The sequence below is a fragment of the Thermobifida fusca YX genome, from assembly GCF_000012405.1.
GTDB lineage: Bacteria > Actinomycetota > Actinomycetes > Streptosporangiales > Streptosporangiaceae > Thermobifida > Thermobifida fusca.
Map to the genome: position 1 here is coordinate 494,974 of NC_007333.1, position 16,793 is coordinate 511,766.

Below are 16,793 nucleotides of genomic sequence, written 5' to 3' on the forward strand. Positions count from 1 at the left end.
CACCCGCAGGTCACGGGCGGCTGCGACCTCGTTACCCAGAACGCTAGCCAATCCGACTTCCTACGGACGCGGCCGGGGTCGCTTTAACCGAATTGGAATCGGTTTCTAGTTTGTGGGTGTCTGCTGCGGGGGCCGTGTCCCGGCGCAGCAGCCGCGCCCACAGGCCGAGCGAACCGCGCCTGTGCTCCTCCTGCCCGGCCTGCCGCACTTCGCTTCCGGCCGCCGCCACGGCTGCCGCCGCAGCCCGGTCCACCGGGAGCACCTCCTCGGCATCCGGCTCCGATTCCACCGGCTCCGGCAGCAGCCCCAAGGCCGAGCACAGTGCAGGGAGTACCACGGCCACCGCCCGCCCGTAGCCGCGTGCCGAAGGATGGAACCGGTCCGGACCGAACATCTCCTCGGGATACAGCGAGAACTCGTCCGAGAGGAGGTCGCCCAACGCCACCGTGCTCCCGCCCTCCTCCACCACCGCCACCGTCTGCGCGGCCGCCATCTGCTGGGACGCCCGCCGCGCAATAGCGCGCAGCGGCTGCGGGATCGGCTGCACCGTGCCGAGATCAGGACAGGTGGCCACCACCACTGCCGCACCGGAGGCCACCAGCTCCCGTACGACGACGCGCAAATGGGACACCGCGTCCGCGGGGCGGATCCGGTCGATGACGTCGTTGGCGCCGATGAAGATCACCGCCAGGTCCACCCGTTCGCCGCGCACCCGGTCCAACTGCGCCAGCAGTCCCTGCGAGGTAGCGCCGACTTTCGAGACGTCACGCAGCCGCACCGGACGGTCCGCCACCGCCGACAGCCCCGAAGCCAACTGCACGGGCGGGGTCTGCCGAGGATCGGACACGGCGAAACCCGCGGCAGTGGAATCGCCCATCATGAGCAGGGTGAGCGGCTCGCCCCCGCCCACGCCGTAGACCCCGTCGACCCGGGGACGCTGCCAAGGGGTGACCCCGATTGTCCGAGCGGCGATCTTGGCCTGCAGAAAAAGCAAGGCGACGGTGCTCGCCGCCAGCAGGGTCAACCCGCCGCCGCCGAACATGGTCGCCGCCATGATCCGCCGAGCCTGCGCTGCGCGTAGAGCCATGCGACCGCCTCCCACCGCGAAGCGAGAACCGTCTCTGTATCACGGGTGATACCCGAATACAACGGGGCAAGTCGGAAACGAGACGCGCAGCACTCCCTCCTCCTCCGCCGCAACGGTCCAGGTACAGCGGCGTATAGGGTCAGACGGACACCGGAGTACCGGTACCGCATGCCATGGCCGCCGTCGCATCCCCGACACCGCGGCGGCCCAAGGGGAGGAAAGGGAAGAGTTGATGCGGGTCTCCAACTCTTTGATCGAACTCGTCGGCAACACACCGCTGGTTCGGTTGAAGAAAGTCACGGCCGGACTCGCTCCGACTGTGCTGGCGAAAGTGGAGTACTTCAACCCCGGGGGATCGGTGAAAGACCGCATCGCCCTGCGTATGGTCGAAGACGCCGAACGGCGGGGCCTCCTCAAACCAGGCGGCACGATCGTGGAGCCCACCTCCGGAAACACCGGTGTAGGCCTGGCGATCGTCGCCGCGGAAAAGGGCTACCGCTGCGTCTTCGTCTGCCCGGACAAGGTCGGCGCCGACAAACTCGCGGTGCTGCGCGCCTACGGGGCCGAAGTCGTGGTCTGCCCCACGACCGTCGCCCCCGACCACCCCGAGTCCTACTACTCGGTCTCCGACCGCCTGGCCGCGACAATCCCCGGCGCGTGGAAACCCGACCAGTACTCCAACCCCAACAACCCGGAGTCGCACTACTACAGCACCGGGCCGGAGATCTGGGAGCAGACCGAAGGCCGCATCACCCACTTCGTCGCGGGGATCGGCACCGGCGGCACGATCACCGGCACCGGCCGCTACCTGAAAGAGGTCTCCAACGGCCGGGTGAAGGTCATCGGCGCCGACCCGGAAGGCTCGGTCTACTCCGGCGGCACTGGCCGCCCCTACCTGGTGGAGGGCGTGGGGGAAGACATCTGGCCCGCCACCTACGACACGAAGATCTGCGACGAGATCATCGCGGTCAGCGACAAGGACTCCTTCCTCATGACCCGCCGCCTCGCTAAAGAGGAGGCGCTGCTGGTCGGCGGCTCGTGCGGGCTCGCCGTGGTAGCCGCGCTCAAGGTGGCGGCCCAAGCCGGACCCGACGACGTCATCGTGGTGCTCCTGCCCGACGGCGGCCGCGGCTACCTTGGCAAGATCTTCAACGACGAGTGGATGGCCGACTACGGCTTCCTGGAGCCGGAGACGGAGGAAGCCACCGCCGGACAGGTCCTCGCCGCCAAGGACGACAGCCTGCCCGAGTTCGTGCACACCCACCCGCACGAGACGGTCGGCACCGCCATCGCCATCATGCGCGAATACGGGGTCTCCCAGCTGCCGGTCATGAAGGAGGAACCCCCGGTGATGGCCGCCGAAGTGGTGGGCGCCATCGCGGAACGCGACCTGCTCGACGCGCTGTTCAACGGCCGGGCCCAGCTCGGCGACCCCGTGGAGCAGCACATGAGACCGCCGCTGCCGGTCGTCGGCTCCGGGGAGCCGGTGAGCCGCTGCGTGGAACTGCTCCAAAGCTCGGGAGCGGTCGTGGTGCTCGAGGACGGCAAGCCTTCGGGAATCCTCACCCGCCAAGACCTGCTCGCCCACCTAGCGAGCTGACCGCGGCCCGCCCCACCCCGCGCGGCTGTTCTGGCAGAACCGTGCCCCTAGGGCCCTGGACCCCTCCCCACGGCCCTGGGGCACGGGAAGGGGCCTGCCCAGCAGGGCCGGGCGGGCCATGGGCCAGGCATGCCTGTCCTGGGTGGCATCGAGGCGGGAAGCGGATTTTGCCGGGCCCACCCTCTCAACAGCGGCAGCCGGGTCGTCTAGGGTTTCCTCAGTATTACTGACGAGTACATTACGGAGACGACCCCGTGTCGCGGCTGCTTTCCTGGATGGTGCGTACAGCTTGGTCCTGGGCACGGCGCAAAGCAGACATCCGCTACGGCTCACGTGCCGCCGCGCGCTTCGCCGCCTACGGTGAAGGCACCTCCATCGCCTTTCCCCCCGCCACCATCTTCGGGGAACCCTGGATCGCCCTCGGCTCCCACACCCTGATCGGGGCGGACATCACCCTCAGCGCCGGATACATGCCCGGACTCGACCTCGGACCCAAACCGCTCCTCACCATCGGTGACGGGTGCACGATCGGTCGCGGCTCGCACGTCGTAGCGCACCGCTCCATCGTGTTCGAAGACCACGTCTTCACCGGCCCCTACGTCTACGTCACCGACCAAAACCACGGCTACGCCGACCCCAACACCCCCATCGGCTACCAGTGGCCCACCGAAGCCCCGGTCCGCATCGGCGCCGGATCCTGGATCGGCGCGCACGCCGTGATCCTCCCCGGCGTCAACCTGGGCCGCAACTGCGTGGTCGCGGCGGGTGCAGTAGTGCGCCCCGGCACCTACCCCGACCACTGCGTGATCGCGGGCGTGCCCGGCCGCATCGTGCGCCGCTACGACCCCGAAACCGGGTGGAATCCGCCGCTCCGCACCGATGTGATCGTCCGCCGCGACGACGCTGACACCGAACCCGCTGCCGGATAGCCCCGGCGCGGACCGCCCCGCCGAGCCACGGAAACCCCGGCCGAGCGGGGTGGGACAGGAAAACATGAGACTGCCGGTACTACTGTGGCGCCATGAGTTACGAGGGGTTTGAGACACTGGCCATCCACGCCGGTCAGGAGGCAGACGCCGAGACCGGGGCCGTGGTGGTCCCCATCTACCAGACGAGCACCTACCGCCAAGACGGGGTGGGCGGGCTGCGCGGCGGCTACGAGTACTCCCGCACCGCCAACCCGACCCGCACGGCACTGGAAGAATGCCTGGCCGCGCTGGAAGGCGGGGTGCGGGGCCTGGCGTTCGCTTCCGGCATGGCCGCAGAGGACACCCTGCTCCGCACCATCGCCCGACCCGGCGACCACCTCATCATCCCCAACGACGCCTACGGCGGCACGTTCCGCCTCGTCTCCAAGGTCTTCGAACGGTGGGGAGTGAGCTGGGACGCCGTCGACCTGTCCAACCCGGAGGCGGTGCGGACCGCAATCCGCCCGGAAACCGTGGCGATCTGGGTGGAAACCCCCACCAACCCGCTGCTCAACATTGCGGACATCGCCGCGCTCGCGGACATCGCGCACGCCGCTGACGCGCTGCTGGTGGTCGACAACACCTTCGCCTCCCCGTACCTGCAGCGGCCGCTCAGCCTCGGTGCGGACGTGGTCGTGCACTCCACCACCAAATACCTGGGCGGCCACTCCGACGTGGTCGGCGGCGCCCTCGTGGTCGCCGACGCGGAACTGGGAGAGCGCCTCGCCTTCCACCAGAACTCGATGGGCGCGGTCGCGGGACCGTTCGACGCCTGGCTGACCCTGCGCGGCATCAAAACCCTCGGCGTGCGCATGGACCGGCACTGCGCCAACGCGGAACGCGTCGTGGAAGCGCTCGTCGGCCACCCGGAAGTCGCCGAAGTGCTCTACCCGGGCCTGTCCGACCACCCCGGCCACAAGGTGGCGGTCGACCAGATGCGCGCCTTCGGTGGCATGGTGTCGTTCCGCATGCGCGGCGGGGAGGAAGCCGCGTTGCGGGTGTGCGCGAAAACGAAAGTGTTCACCCTCGCTGAATCCTTGGGCGGGGTGGAGTCGCTGATCGAACACCCGGGGAAGATGACCCACGCCTCCACCGCGGGCTCCCTCCTGGAAGTGCCCAGCGACCTGGTCCGGCTCTCCGTGGGTATCGAAACCGTCGACGACCTCGTCAACGACCTGCTCCAAGCATTGGAGCCGTAGCCGGAAAGCCGTCCCGGGAGGCCCGACTCCCGGGACGGCTTCTCACCCGCGCGGAGCCGCTGCGGCGCCGCTCCTCCACGGCAACAGCCCCAGCCCGCTCATCTGTCGCGGCTGGTCCCTTCCACCGCCTATGATCCGCGCGGACCTTTCCGCCCGGCTCTGTCCGCTCCCGGCCTCCGCTAGGCCGCGGCTCGCGCTGTCTGCCGGGTATCCAGCGGGTGGCCCCCGACCCGCACCTCCGGATGGCGGGGGTTCCCACACGAACCGTGTCCGAACCGCTGCAAGGGAGTCCTATGCGCGTTTCTGCCCGCCACGCGGCCCTGCTCACCCTTCCCCTCCTCCTGTTCACCGCAGCATGCGAAGGCGAGGAGGACACTGCCGCACCGCAGTCCGACGCCGAGCCGACCCCGTCGGCTTCCCCCTCCCCCGAGCTGCCGACCCTCCACGAACTGGTGCGCGCCCACATCGCCGACACCTGGGAGTACGACGTCGACTATGCCGGTCGGTGCGAAACCTTGAGTGAAGAGGAAGAATTCTCCCTCATCCGAGGGGAGGGGATCTGCCTCAGCTTGTACGCGGACGTGGGGGACAGCACCGTGTTCGTCCTCGGCCCGCCCGCCACTGAGCCGTTCGAAGCGCTGCGGTTGACCACCCCGGACGGGGAGCACTGGGAACTGGTGGAGAACTTCGTCATCGAAGACCCGTACGGCCCCGGCCCCGACTGGCTGGACGAAGCGATCCGCATCAAAGACGACCCCAGCGCCTGGGAGATCACCGCGCCCACCCTGGCCGAAGTAGGGGAGACCTGGCTCGCCGACCGCTACCTGCCGCTGGACTGCGAGGCCACCGGTGAAGGCGGCCCGGACCACGAAGCCTGGTGCGTGCACGTCGAAGGCTCCGACGACGAGGAGAACCCGACCACCGACAGGGGGACGGTGCTCATCACCCGGAACGGGGAGCCATACCACCGGCTGTTCGCGGTCTTCACCGGAGAGGAATGGCGCCTCTACGACGAGTTCCCCGCCACCGAGTGACCGGCCCGGTCACCACCGGGAGCGTTGTGCCAGCAGGTCCCGCACCACGAACGACCCCAACTGGTCGGCGACCGGGCGGAGGGCGCGGCCGCCGTTGCGGGCCACGAGCGCGGTGACGAACTCTTCCAGCCGCGGATCGTCCGCCAGGGAGAACACTGTCATCCGCGCTCCGCGCCGGGTCATCCGGTCCACCTCCGCCAGTGTCAACTCTGTGGTGCGGGGCGAAGGCGGATACGAGAAGTACGGCAGCCCGTCCTCCTCCAGGTGCGCGGTCGGCTCCCCGTCGGTCACCACCAGCACCACCGGCTCGAACTCCGGGTGCCGGTCCACATGCCGTCCGGCAAGCAGCAGCGCGTGGTGCAGGTTCGTGCCTTGGACCGGTTCCGGCGACAACTCCGCCAGCTCGCGGGGAGCCAAGACCCGGGCATGGTCGTTGAACCCGATGACGTAGACCGCGTCCTGCGGAAACCGGGTGGACACCAGCGTGTGCAGCGCCAACGCGGTCTGCTTGGCCACCCCCCACAAACCGCGCTGCACCATGGAATACGACAAGTCCACGAGGAGGCACACCGCGGCCGCGTCGCGCCGCTCAGTCTCCGCCACCTCCATGTCCTCGGGGCGCAACCGGAGGCGGCCTTCAGAGGATGCGCCGCGCCGGACCGCGTTGATGGCGGTCCGCACCGCATCCAACGGCTGCTCGTCCCCGAAACGCCACGGCCGGCTGGCTCCGGTCAGCTCCCCGGCCGGGCCCCCTTCCCGCGTGTCGTGCGTGCCGGGACGCCGCCCCGCACCGGACAGTACGTCGCGCAGCGCCACCTCCCCGAGCGCCCGCACCGCCTTCGGGGTGAGCTGCACCCGGTCGCGCGACCCCGACAGGTAGCCCCGGTCGCGGAGCTCCCGCTCCAGGGCGCGCAGCCGCGCCACATCCTCGGCTGCGGACCGGCCCAGCACCCGCTGTAGTGCGGCCGTGTCGATGTCGTCCAGCCGGGCCCCCGCGTACCCTTGGCCGAGAGCCTCCTCCAGTTCAGCCAGGTCAGCGAGTTCCGCCACCGCAGTGGTGGCGTCGCCGAGCCCGAGCTCCGCGTCCCCGTCGACCGCGACCCCGCCGGACCAGACCAGGTCGGGGCGGCGGGCCCGCAGCCGCTCCCCGAGCCGCTGGACCGCGTCGGCCAGCCCGGCGTCCCGCATGACCTGCGCGCTAAGCGCCAGCAGTTCGGCCCGCTGCTCGGGGGTCAGCGAGTCGAAGAGCCGCTGCATGGCCGCGGAACGGCAGGCCAGCACGTCCACAAGCTCGTCGAGGGTACGCGGACGGTCCGGGAAGAAGTCCCCGAACTCGGCCATGAACCGCTCGAAGTCGGCCTGGGTGTGCTCCCCGCGGTCGTCCGCGTCCAGCATCCCGTGCAGCGCGTCCAGCATGGCGCGCACCCGCTGCAGCTCCTCAGGCGTGCCCCGGGCCATGGCCTGCCGCATACCGCGGAACTGGGCGTCGAGGATTTCGCGGCGCAGCAGCTCCTGGAGCTGGGTGAACGTCTGACGGGCGTCCGGAGAGCGCCACTGGTAGCCGGCGAGTCGCCGGATCGCCGCGGCCGGATCAGCGGGCAGGTCGTCGAGCTCCCGTTCCCGGAGCCGGGCTTCGTCGCTCGGATCCGGGAAGAGCACCGCCCGCTCCTGGCCCACGGCCTGGTCCAGCAGGCGGCGCGCCTGGGCGAGCGTGCCGTCCAGCCTGCCCTGCGAGCGGAGCTGCTCCTTCCGTTCCCGCACGTGGCGCAGCAGCTCGTCCAGTCCGCGCACCCCGCGGGTGCCGCGGCGCAGCAGATCACGCAGCGCCCGCGTGGGCGACGCACCGGCCAGCACCGCACGCCCCAGCGCGTCCACCGCGGAACGCACGTCGAAAGGGGGACGCAACGGGTCGGGGCCGTCCACGTAACTCCGGTAGCGGAATCCGCTCATCTGCGCCTATTCCGGTCAGATCCGGTACCGGGCCCCGTGCGGCAGCGTGTCCTTCGACAGCCTCCGGCTCAAATACAGGCCCTCCAACGCGAGTTCCACCGCGGCCGCCGCATAGCCGGGAGCCGACACCGGATCGTCGTCGCTGTCCGGGGCGACCCGCTTGACGAGCTCCGCCAGCCCGGTGAACGGGCCCACCCGTGCGAGGAGCTCTTCCGCACTCACCAGATCCCCCGACTCCACGGCCGCACCGGAGGAGAAGCGCTCGGTGAGCGGTCCCAAGTCCACTCCGCTGAAGACACGACGGAACGTGTCGTAGACGGCGCGGTTCAGCAAGTGCTCCAAGACCGCGTTCTCCCGGCCCTCCTCGGACAGGTCGAACTCCACCTTGCCGCGCAGCACCGCCGTAATGCACGGCAGGTCACAGACCCGCGCCACCGCCTGCTCGCCAGTCATCGCGGCACGGCGCTCCGCGGAGGCAGCCACCGTCTCCACTGCGGCGATCGCGAACCGGGCCGACACCCCGGAGCGTTCATCCACGGACGGGGACTCGCGCACCAGCCGGGTGAACCGGGCGACCGCTTCCACCAGGTGCGGGGGGACACGCACCTCCGGCGACAGCCGGCTCTCCTGTTCGATCAGGGCGATCTCGTCGTCGAGCTCCACCGGGTAGTGGGTGCGGATCTCCGCGCCGAACCGGTCCTTGAGCGGGGTGATGATCCGGCCCCGGTTGGTGTAGTCCTCCGGGTTGGCGCTCGCCACCACGAGCATGTCCAACGGCAGCCGCAACTGGTAGCCGCGGATCTGCACGTCCCGCTCTTCAAGCACGTTGAACAGCGCAACCTGGACGCGCGCGGCCAGGTCGGGCAGCTCGTTGAGGCAGAACACGCCCCGGTTCGACCTCGGTACCAGGCCGTAGTGCACCGTCTCCGGGTCGCCGAGGCTACGCCCTTCCGCGAGTTTGACCGGGTCGATGTCGCCGATGAGGTCGCCGACGCTGGTGTCGGGGGTCGCCAGCTTCTCGCTGTACCGCTCGTCGCGGTGCCGCCACACGATAGGCAGGTCGTCGCCGTATTCAGCGACCATCCGACGGGCTTGAGGGGAGACCGGCGCGTAGGGGTGGTCGTTGAGCGCGCAGCCCGCCACGGCCGGGCTCCACTCGTCCAGCAGACCCGTGAGTGTACGGATCAGCCGTGTCTTTCCCTGGCCACGTTCACCCAGGAGCACCACGTCATGCCGGGCAAGGAGGGCCCGTTCGAGTTGCGGCAGTACGGTTTCAGAGAACCCCACGATCCCGGGGAAGCGTTCCTCCCCCGACCGGATCCGATGCAGGAGATTTTCGCGGATTTCGTCTTTGACTGACCGGTAGCGGTGCCCCGAAGCGCGCAACGCGCCCAGGGTGTGCGGAAGGTCGACGTGATCGGGCACACCTTCGAGTCTATTCACCGCATCGCGGTTGTGGCGGACACAGGTGTGCGGAATCCCACGCCCCCTGCCACGGCAGAAGACGGCGCCATGCCTGACCCCCGGGATTCTGGGGTAAAGGGAATGTTCCGCATGCAAGGAGAACCGGCAACAAGAGAGAATGGCGATGCCCGTGAGAGACCGCTCACGGTAGACGGCGAGGAGGCGACAGTGACCCGGTTCAGCGACGCCCTGGCTACCGGGGTCGACCTAGTGAGCGCGGCTGAACGCGCAACCAGGCAGGCGCTTGAGCGACTCGACGGCCCAGCCGACCTCGTCTGCGTGTTCGTCAGCGGTATCGACCCGGAGGAAGTGGCGCTCGCTGGGGAACGTGCCATGGCCCTCGCCGAGGGGGCGACCACGATCGGCTGCAGCGCCGGCGGGGTGATCGGCGGTGGGCGGGGCACCGAAGGGCAGGGCGCGGTCAGCGTGTGGGCTGCGATGCTGCCCGGCGTCACCATGACCCCGTTCGAACTCGCCGCGATCGCGGAAGGCGACCAGCTCGCGGTCATCGGCGTGCTGGAACCCACCCCCGCGGACCAGGCGGCGCTCCTGCTGGCGAACCCGTACGTGTTCCCCACGCACACGTTCGTGGAGCACAGCAACACGATCCTGGACGGTCTGCCTATCGTGGGCGGGCTGGCCGACGGCACCTATGGCGGCGACAGCGTCCGGCTGTTCCTGCAGGGCGAGACCGTGCAGGCCGGGGCCGTGGGACTGCTGTTCGGCGGGAACGGAGTGCTGGGCACGGTGGTGAGCCAGGGATGCCGTCCCATCGGCCCCTCCATGGTCGTCACCAAAGCCGAGGACAACGTCCTCATCGAACTGGCGGGCACCCCCGCCTACGCGAAACTGGAGTCCATTGTGAGCGCGCTCCCCCCGGAAGAGCAGCAGCTCGTCGCGGACGGACTCCACATCGGCATCGCTATCGACGAGTATGCGGACCGGCACGAAAGCGGCGACTTCCTGATCCGGGGCGTGCTGGACGCTGATCCGGAGCAGTCGACGATCACCATCGGCGATGTCGTGGACGTGGGGCAGACCGTCCGCTTCCAAGTCCGCGACCAGGCCACCGCAGACAGCGATCTGCTGGAACGGCTGCGGTTGTTCGCTCACGACACCGGCGGCACCGCGGAAGGGGCCCTGCTGTTCTCCTGCAATGGCCGGGGCAGCGGGATGTTCCCGAGCGCCGACCACGACGTACGCCGGGTCCAGCAGATTCTCGGGATTGATGCGGTCGGCGGTTTCTTCGCGGCAGGAGAGATCGGCCCCGTTGCCGGACGCAACCACCTGCACGGTTTCACCGCGTGCATGCTGGCGTTCCGGGGGTGACGGCCCGGCCTCCCGCGGACGGCGCGGCCGCGACCGCCGAGACTAAGGGGTGTGGATGACGACGGTGCGCGCCATCTTGTCGTGCAGTGCCTGAGCCTGGCTGTCGCCGGCGATCACCAGGCAGGACACGCACAGGAAGAGGTGTCCCAGGCACAGCAGGGAGTGCGGGAAGCCGAACACCGCGCTGCGCAGGGCGCTTTGTCCTTGGCTGAGCGGGGTGCCGGTGGCGCTGATCACCCGCAGCCGGGTCATTATCTTGCCGGGGGTGCGCCCAGTCGCGGCGAGGAAGAACCAGTCGTACAGGAACGAGGCCAGTCCCCAGCCGAAGAGGAACAGGAAACCGAACGTGGCGTCGAAGGTATCCGAGGTCTCCTCCAGGCCGGGGTAGGCCAGGAAGACGAGAAACAGGATTCCGAACCCGAGCAGGAACACGAGCACGCTCAGGAGGAAGTAGTCGATGATCCGCGCCCACAGGCGGCGTCCGAACCCGGCGAGGGGCATCCCCGTGGGGACGTGGATGCGAGCGTGCGGGGGATGCGGGACTGCGGGATAGCCCCCGCTCCCCCCGGCGGGATAGGGATGCGGAATCCCGTGCGGCTGTCCAGAAGGGTGGTTCCAGGGAGGAATAGTCACCCGAACATTATCGCTAGTTGTCGCGATATGTGGGGCTCGTGGCTTTCGCCTCCCTCCCCGGGCTAGCCGCGGATGACGTAGGTTCCGGCGACCTTGTCGTGGAGGGACTGTCCCCGGGAGTCCCACAGCGGCCACAGGCAGTCGACGAAGAACGTGATCATGGGGAACGAGAGCAGCGCGAAGAAGAAGTAGCGCCCCAGCGCGCGGCCCACGGACGGGGGCGTCCCCGTGTTCGCGGCGATCACCCGGATGCCGAGCATCCACTTGCCGATGGTCTTTCCCCACTTGGCGTGCGGCAGCGACCAGTAGGCGATGGCGGTGGCGAACGCGGCGAACAGCGCCGTGAGCACGATGGTGATCGCGGCAGGGCTCATCGTGTCCGAGTGGATGTATTCGGGATAGGCGATGTTGTCCACCAGTGCGGCGACTAGGGCGCCGATAAGGATCACCCCGAAAGTGAGCACCTGCGCGAGGACCGAGTCGATGAGGAAAGCGGCGACCCGCCGTCCCCAACTGGCAACCTCGGGCGGCTGCGGGAACACGCCGGGCGGAGGCGGGTAGGCCCCGTGCGGGAAAGGCCCCGGGGGCGGGGGAGGCCCCAGGTAGGGCGACGGGGGTTGAGCGGGCGACGGGTGCGGGTGCGTCATAGTGGGGCACTCCAGACGATGGCAACCAAGAGCAGTGAACAGGACGATTATGACGTCTTTCCTGTGGTGCGCTCCCACTCGAGGAGTGGCCGCCAGTGTCCACTGCGTTCCCGACGCCACCGCACAACGCGGAAGGGGTGGCTCTCGGCCACCCCTTCCGCGTTGTGCTTGTAGGGGTTATGAGCCGCCGTTGTACGGAACGGCGTCGAGGATTTCTACGGTCGCTTCCTTACCGCTCGGAAGCTTGTAGGTGACCTTCTCCCCGACTTTCTTGCCGTTGATGGCCTCCCCCAGCGGGGATTTAGGGGAGTACACGTCGATGGGTGCCCCGCTCTCTTCCCGGGAGGCGAGGAGGAAGGTCATCTCTTCCTCGTCGCCCTCGAACTTGATCGTCACCGTCATACCAGGGCCGACCACGCCTTCGCGCTGCGGAGCTTGGCCGACGCGCGCGTTGCTCAGGATCGACTGCAGGTGGGCGATGCGGGCCTCGATCTTCCCCTGCTCTTCCTTGGCCGCGTGGTAGCCGCCGTTCTCCCTCAGGTCGCCTTCTTCCCGAGCGGCTTCGATCCGGTCGGCGATCTCGATGCGACCAGGCCCTGACAAATACTCCAGCTCGGCAGTGAGCCGGTCGTACGCCTCCTGAGTGAGCCAGGTGACGTTGTCATCACGGGTCTCGGTCACGGGAACTCCCTCGATGGTTCTAGGGACCGCGCTCGGGGCGCGGTAGATGAAACTACGAGATTAGCATCGAGCCCATCAATCGGCGTGACGTTGCGTAACGGCAACCGACGCCCGGAATCCCGCTGGACAGCGCGATGCGGACGCCCGACCGGAGTCAGGTTGAGGGCTCGATATCGGTGCTCCTCTTGTCGAGGGGCGGTTGGGAACTACTTGTGGACAGGCTCGTTTGAGAAAGCTTGTTCCCTGCAAGAGACGACTTGTACCGTCGTAGCGCGACGAACGGTGTCGATTGTTGCCTCCACTTCCCGTAGTCCCCCCTCAACAGTCACTTCGGTTGTTCCGACTTCGACGTGGTACTCGTCGTAGGCGCGGATCAGACAGCGCGCACCCGAACTGCTGTTGGTCTGGAAGGAGATTCGAGCCTCCGTGTCGGAGACGATCCGCCACGCGAACGTTTGATGATGCACCTGCCCCAGCGTGTTGCCACTGTAGCTGAAGAGAGCAGCACCCCAGCCGATCGTGAAGATGATGGCGGCGATAACGCCGAGCACGAAGAAGAACGGCTGGTTGCCGAGGCGTCGCCGCGTGCCCGAGACCGGCTGGGCGGCGGCACGCAAAGGGTTGTCGGGCTGGGGCGGCATAGGGAATCTCCGGAAGTGGGACCTACAGTTGTCTAAGATATCCCTGCCTTAGCAGGCTCACACTCCGCCCGTGCTGTTTCGCGCCGCGCCAGCGCGGACCAGCGGGCTGGCGGGGTGGTGAACGCCGTCCGACTACGACATCGAGGGGCTTCCCAAATTGTCCGAGCGGTTGCGGCTTATGGCCGTGCATGCCCATCCCGACGATGAGTCGAGCAAAGGCGCGGCCACGATGGCGCGCTACGTGAACGAAGGCGCGGAAGTGCTGGTGGTCACCCTCACCGGTGGCGAACGCGGCTCGATCCTCAACCCCGCGATGGACCGTCCGGAGATCCGGGAGAACATCGCGGAAGTCCGGCGCAAGGAAATGGAGGAGGCCCGGCGCATCCTCGGTGTCCGACAGGTGTTCGTCGGGTTCATCGACTCCGGGCTCCCGGAAGGCGACCCTCCGCCCCCGCTGCCTGAAGGGTGCTTCGCGCTGCAGCCGCTGGAGGTCGCTGCCGAACCTGTGGTGCGTCTGGTGCGCGAGTTCCGGCCGCACGTCATGATCACCTACGACGAGCAGGGCGGCTACCCGCACCCGGACCACATCATGTGCCACAAGGTGTCGGTGGAAGCCTTCGAGGCCGCCGCCGACCCTGAGCGCTACCCGGGCACCGGGGAGCCGTGGCAGACGAGCAAGCTCTACTACCACGTGTCCTTCCCCCTGGAGCGTTTCGAAGCCATCGCCAAAGTGCTCAGCGACCGCGGCATGGAGAACCCCTACGCCGATTGGATGAAGCGCTTGGAGAAGCGCGACACGCGGCGCTGGGAGATCACTACGCGTGTCGAGTGCGGCGAGTACTTCGAAGTGCGCGACCGCGCGCTGCTCGCACACGCCACCCAGATCGACCCGAACAGCTTCTGGTTCGCCGTGCCTAACGACATCCAGCGTGAGGCGTGGCCCACCGAGGACTACCACCTGGCGCGGTCCTTCGTCGATACCGAACTGCCCGAGGACGACCTCTTCGCGGGCATCCGCGACAAGGTGTGAGAATTGAGACTATGAACCTCTCGGCGCTCCAGCTCGCAGACTCCGTAAACGACCTGGTGACCCCGGGTCTGCTCGGATTCACCGTCATCGCGCTTATCGGCGGGGTGCTGTTCCTGCTCATGCGCTCCATGCGGCGGCACTTGGACATCGCCCGCTCTCGTGACTTCACCGAGGACTCCGCGAAGGAGAAGGAGGCCGAGCAGACCAAGCCGGAGGACCGAGAGGACTGACCCGGTGTCATGCTGTCGGCCCCGCTGCTCCCGGCGGGGCCGCTGATTTTTTCGGGTGTCTTGAGTCGAGACAACGGGCAGAGTAGGAGATATGCCCAACCGTCTTGCTCACGCCACCAGCCCCTACCTGCTCCAGCACGCCGACAACCCGGTGGACTGGTACCCGTGGGGGGAGGAGGCTTTCGCTGAGGCGCGCCGCCGCGACGTGCCCATCCTGCTGTCCATCGGGTACGCCGCCTGCCACTGGTGCCATGTCATGGCGCGGGAGTCGTTCGCCGACGAGCAGACCGCGCAGATCATGAACGCCAACTTCGTCAACGTCAAGGTCGACCGGGAGGAGCGGCCGGACGTGGACGCGGTGTACATGGAAGCCACCCAGGCGATGACGGGGCACGGCGGCTGGCCGATGACGGTGTTCGCCACCCCGGACGGGGAGCCGTTCTACTGCGGCACCTACTTTCCCCGGGAGCATTTCCAGCGGCTGCTGCTCGGGATCAGCCACGCGTGGCGCACCGATCGCACCGGGGTGGTGGGGCAGGGCAAGCGGGTGGCCGAGGCGTTGAGCGCCCCCCGCACGCTGCCTAGCGGGCCGCCGCCAAGCGCGCAGGTCCTGGAGCAGGCGGTGGCGCGGCTGGCAGCCGAGTACGACACCGTCAACGGGGGGTACGGCACTGCCCCGAAGTTCCCGCCGTCCCCGGTGATGGAGTTCCTGCTGCGCCACCATGCCCGGGTCAGCGACGGCGCGGAGACGGAAGCGCTCCGCATGGTGCGGCACACCGCCGAGGCGATGGCGCGCGGCGGGATCTATGACCAGCTCGCCGGAGGGTTCGCCCGCTACGCGGTCGACGCCACGTGGACCGTGCCGCACTTCGAGAAGATGCTGTACGACAATGCGCTGCTGCTGCGCTGCTACACCCACCTGTGGCGGCAGACCGGGGACGAGCTGGCCCGCCGGGTCGCCGTGGAGACCGCCGACTGGATGGTGGCGGAGCTCCGCACCGCGGAAGGCGGTTTCGCTAGTGCGCTGGACGCGGACAGCGAAGGCGAGGAGGGCCGCTACTACGTGTGGACCCCTGCCCAGTTGCGCGACGTGCTGGGGGAGGAGGACGGTGCCTGGGCCGCTGAACTGTTCGGTGTCACCGAGCAGGGCACTTTCGAACGCGGCACGTCGGTGCTGCAGCTCCGTGCTGATCCGGACGACCGTGAGCGGTACGCCTACGTCCGCGACCGGCTGCGTAAGGCCCGCGCCAATCGGGTCCCACCAGCCCGCGACGACAAGGTGGTGACGGGGTGGAACGGGCTGGCGATCGCGGGGCTCGCCGAGGCGGGCGCTCTGTTGGACCGTCCCGACCTGGTGGAGCGGGCCCGGGAGGCGGCTCGCCTGGTGGTGGAACGGCACTACGCGGACGGGCGGCTGGTCCGGGTGTCCCGCGACGGGGTCCCTGGCACGAGCGCCGGAGTGCTGGAGGACTACGCCAACCTCGCGGAAGGGCTGCTGGCCCTGCACGCGGTGACCGGGGAGATCCGGTGGGTGGGGGTGTGCGGTGAGCTGCTGGAGACCGTGCTCACCCGGTTCACCGACGGTTCGGGCGGGTTCTACGACACCGCAGACGACGCCGAAGCGCTGTTCAACCGGCCGCGCGAGTTCACCGACGACGCCACCCCCTCAGGATGGTCGGCGGCAGCGGGCGCCCTGCTCAGCTACGCGGCGCTCACCGGCTCTTTCCGGCATCGGGAGGCCGCGGAAGCCGCGCTCGGCGTGGTCTCCACGCTCGCAGAGAAGACCCCGAGGTTCGCCGGGTGGGGAATGGCGGTCGCCGAGGCGCTTCTTGCCGGACCGGTCGAAATCGCTGTAGTGGGCCCCAAGGGGGATCCTGTGGCCGAGGAGCTGCACCGCACCGCGCTGCTGGCCACGACGCCCGGGACAGTGGTGAGCCGAGGCGACGGCGTCAACGATGGGGGGATCGGGCTGCTGGAGGGTCGGACCCTGGTGGACGGGCGTCCCGCGGCCTACGTGTGCCGGAACTTCACTTGCCGGCTTCCGGCTACGACCACCGAAGAGTTGACCGCGGAGCTCGCCAGAGCTTGAGCTGAGCAGACCCCGCAAGGGGGGCGTCCTCCCGGAGCAAGCCCCCACGCAGGCTCCGAGAGGACGCGATGACGGGTGCGTGGCGGAGTCTCGTCAACCCGCCACTGTGCTCCCTATCTGATGAGATGCAGGAAACCACGGAATGGTTTACGGGGGATACCGTGATTCCGTTCGCCCGCCTGGTGAGAGCGGGAAGCGGCGGGCAAGGAAA

The 16,793-nt window shown here is 68.7% G+C and carries 15 protein-coding genes; 8 read left to right on the top strand and 7 right to left on the bottom strand.

Features of this window, described 5'->3' with window-relative positions; all coding sequences use genetic code 11:
• Positions 1-43: 43 nt before the first annotated feature.
• Complete coding sequence (locus TFU_RS02180; RefSeq protein ID WP_011290884.1) at positions 44-1,087, bottom strand: SGNH/GDSL hydrolase family protein; 1,044 nt, start codon at positions 1,085-1,087, stop codon at positions 44-46.
• Positions 1,088-1,319: 232 nt separating this feature from the next.
• Between TFU_RS02180 and TFU_RS02185 the strand changes: the two genes are divergently transcribed.
• The 4 genes from TFU_RS02185 to TFU_RS02200 all read left to right on the top strand — a co-directional run bounded on the left by TFU_RS02185 (position 1,320) and on the right by TFU_RS02200 (position 5,888).
• Entirely contained in the window at positions 1,320-2,687 is a 1,368-nt protein-coding gene (locus tag TFU_RS02185; RefSeq protein ID WP_011290885.1) for a cystathionine beta-synthase, read from the top strand.
• A gap of 254 nt (positions 2,688-2,941) precedes the next feature.
• Positions 2,942-3,616 (top strand): acyltransferase, encoded by a 675-nt coding sequence (locus TFU_RS02190; protein ID WP_011290886.1) that lies wholly within the window; start codon positions 2,942-2,944, stop codon positions 3,614-3,616.
• Between the two features lie 92 nt (positions 3,617-3,708).
• On the top strand, positions 3,709-4,854 hold the full coding sequence (locus TFU_RS02195) for a cystathionine gamma-synthase (RefSeq protein ID WP_011290887.1): 1,146 nt from the start codon (positions 3,709-3,711) through the stop codon (positions 4,852-4,854).
• 293 nt (positions 4,855-5,147) lie between these two features.
• The gene (locus tag TFU_RS02200) at positions 5,148-5,888 is read left to right on the top strand and encodes a hypothetical protein (protein ID WP_011290888.1); all 741 of its coding nucleotides are present in this window, start codon (positions 5,148-5,150) and stop codon (positions 5,886-5,888) included.
• A 9-nt stretch (positions 5,889-5,897) separates the two neighbouring features.
• On the opposite strand, the gene TFU_RS02205 is transcribed toward TFU_RS02200, so the two are convergent.
• Both TFU_RS02205 and TFU_RS02210 read right to left on the bottom strand, forming a co-directional pair.
• Positions 5,898-7,838: a VWA domain-containing protein gene (locus TFU_RS02205; RefSeq protein ID WP_011290889.1), complete on the bottom strand. Its 1,941-nt coding sequence runs from the start codon at positions 7,836-7,838 to the stop codon at positions 5,898-5,900.
• Positions 7,839-7,853: 15 nt separating this feature from the next.
• The gene (locus tag TFU_RS02210) at positions 7,854-9,263 is read right to left on the bottom strand and encodes a sigma 54-interacting transcriptional regulator (protein ID WP_041427629.1); all 1,410 of its coding nucleotides are present in this window, start codon (positions 9,261-9,263) and stop codon (positions 7,854-7,856) included.
• A gap of 207 nt (positions 9,264-9,470) precedes the next feature.
• Between TFU_RS02210 and TFU_RS02215 the strand changes: the two genes are divergently transcribed.
• The gene (locus tag TFU_RS02215; RefSeq protein ID WP_016188180.1) at positions 9,471-10,631 is read left to right on the top strand and encodes an FIST signal transduction protein; all 1,161 of its coding nucleotides are present in this window, start codon (positions 9,471-9,473) and stop codon (positions 10,629-10,631) included.
• Positions 10,632-10,673: 42 nt separating this feature from the next.
• On the opposite strand, the gene TFU_RS02220 is transcribed toward TFU_RS02215, so the two are convergent.
• The 4 genes from TFU_RS02220 to TFU_RS02235 form a co-directional block, all read right to left on the bottom strand.
• On the bottom strand, positions 10,674-11,264 hold the full coding sequence (locus tag TFU_RS02220) for an RDD family protein (protein WP_227480992.1): 591 nt from the start codon (positions 11,262-11,264) through the stop codon (positions 10,674-10,676).
• A 62-nt stretch (positions 11,265-11,326) separates the two neighbouring features.
• Complete coding sequence (locus TFU_RS02225) at positions 11,327-11,911, bottom strand: RDD family protein (protein WP_011290893.1); 585 nt, start codon at positions 11,909-11,911, stop codon at positions 11,327-11,329.
• Between the two features lie 177 nt (positions 11,912-12,088).
• On the bottom strand, positions 12,089-12,592 hold the full coding sequence (greA, locus tag TFU_RS02230) for a transcription elongation factor GreA (protein ID WP_011290894.1): 504 nt from the start codon (positions 12,590-12,592) through the stop codon (positions 12,089-12,091).
• 206 nt (positions 12,593-12,798) lie between these two features.
• Positions 12,799-13,233: a DUF4307 domain-containing protein gene (locus tag TFU_RS02235; RefSeq protein ID WP_011290895.1), complete on the bottom strand. Its 435-nt coding sequence runs from the start codon at positions 13,231-13,233 to the stop codon at positions 12,799-12,801.
• Between the two features lie 157 nt (positions 13,234-13,390).
• On the opposite strand from TFU_RS02235, the gene mca reads away from it, so the two are divergent.
• From mca to TFU_RS02250, 3 genes are all read left to right on the top strand, one after another.
• Positions 13,391-14,263 carry a mycothiol conjugate amidase Mca gene (mca, locus tag TFU_RS02240; RefSeq protein ID WP_011290896.1) on the top strand — a complete coding sequence of 291 codons (873 nt, stop codon included), beginning with the start codon at positions 13,391-13,393 and terminating at the stop codon, positions 14,261-14,263.
• Positions 14,264-14,274: 11 nt separating this feature from the next.
• Positions 14,275-14,493 carry a hypothetical protein gene (locus TFU_RS02245; protein ID WP_011290897.1) on the top strand — a complete coding sequence of 73 codons (219 nt, stop codon included), beginning with the start codon at positions 14,275-14,277 and terminating at the stop codon, positions 14,491-14,493.
• A 91-nt stretch (positions 14,494-14,584) separates the two neighbouring features.
• On the top strand, positions 14,585-16,582 hold the full coding sequence (locus TFU_RS02250; RefSeq protein ID WP_011290898.1) for a thioredoxin domain-containing protein: 1,998 nt from the start codon (positions 14,585-14,587) through the stop codon (positions 16,580-16,582).
• Positions 16,583-16,793 lie beyond the last annotated feature (211 nt).

Bases quoted from the DNA above. Each gene is read 5' to 3' on its own strand.
- TFU_RS02180 (WP_011290884.1), bottom strand. From the start codon at position 1,087: ATGGCTCTACGCGCAGCGCAGGCTCGGCGGATCATGGCGGCGACCATG.
- TFU_RS02185 (WP_011290885.1), top strand. From the start codon at position 1,320: ATGCGGGTCTCCAACTCTTTGATCGAACTCGTCGGCAACACACCGCTG.
- TFU_RS02195 (WP_011290887.1), top strand. From the start codon at position 3,709: ATGAGTTACGAGGGGTTTGAGACACTGGCCATCCACGCCGGTCAGGAG.
- TFU_RS02200 (WP_011290888.1), top strand. From the start codon at position 5,148: ATGCGCGTTTCTGCCCGCCACGCGGCCCTGCTCACCCTTCCCCTCCTC.
- TFU_RS02205 (WP_011290889.1), bottom strand. From the start codon at position 7,838: ATGAGCGGATTCCGCTACCGGAGTTACGTGGACGGCCCCGACCCGTTG.
- TFU_RS02225 (WP_011290893.1), bottom strand. From the start codon at position 11,911: ATGACGCACCCGCACCCGTCGCCCGCTCAACCCCCGTCGCCCTACCTG.
- TFU_RS02235 (WP_011290895.1), bottom strand. From the start codon at position 13,233: ATGCCGCCCCAGCCCGACAACCCTTTGCGTGCCGCCGCCCAGCCGGTC.
- TFU_RS02245 (WP_011290897.1), top strand. From the start codon at position 14,275: ATGAACCTCTCGGCGCTCCAGCTCGCAGACTCCGTAAACGACCTGGTG.
- TFU_RS02250 (WP_011290898.1), top strand. From the start codon at position 14,585: ATGCCCAACCGTCTTGCTCACGCCACCAGCCCCTACCTGCTCCAGCAC.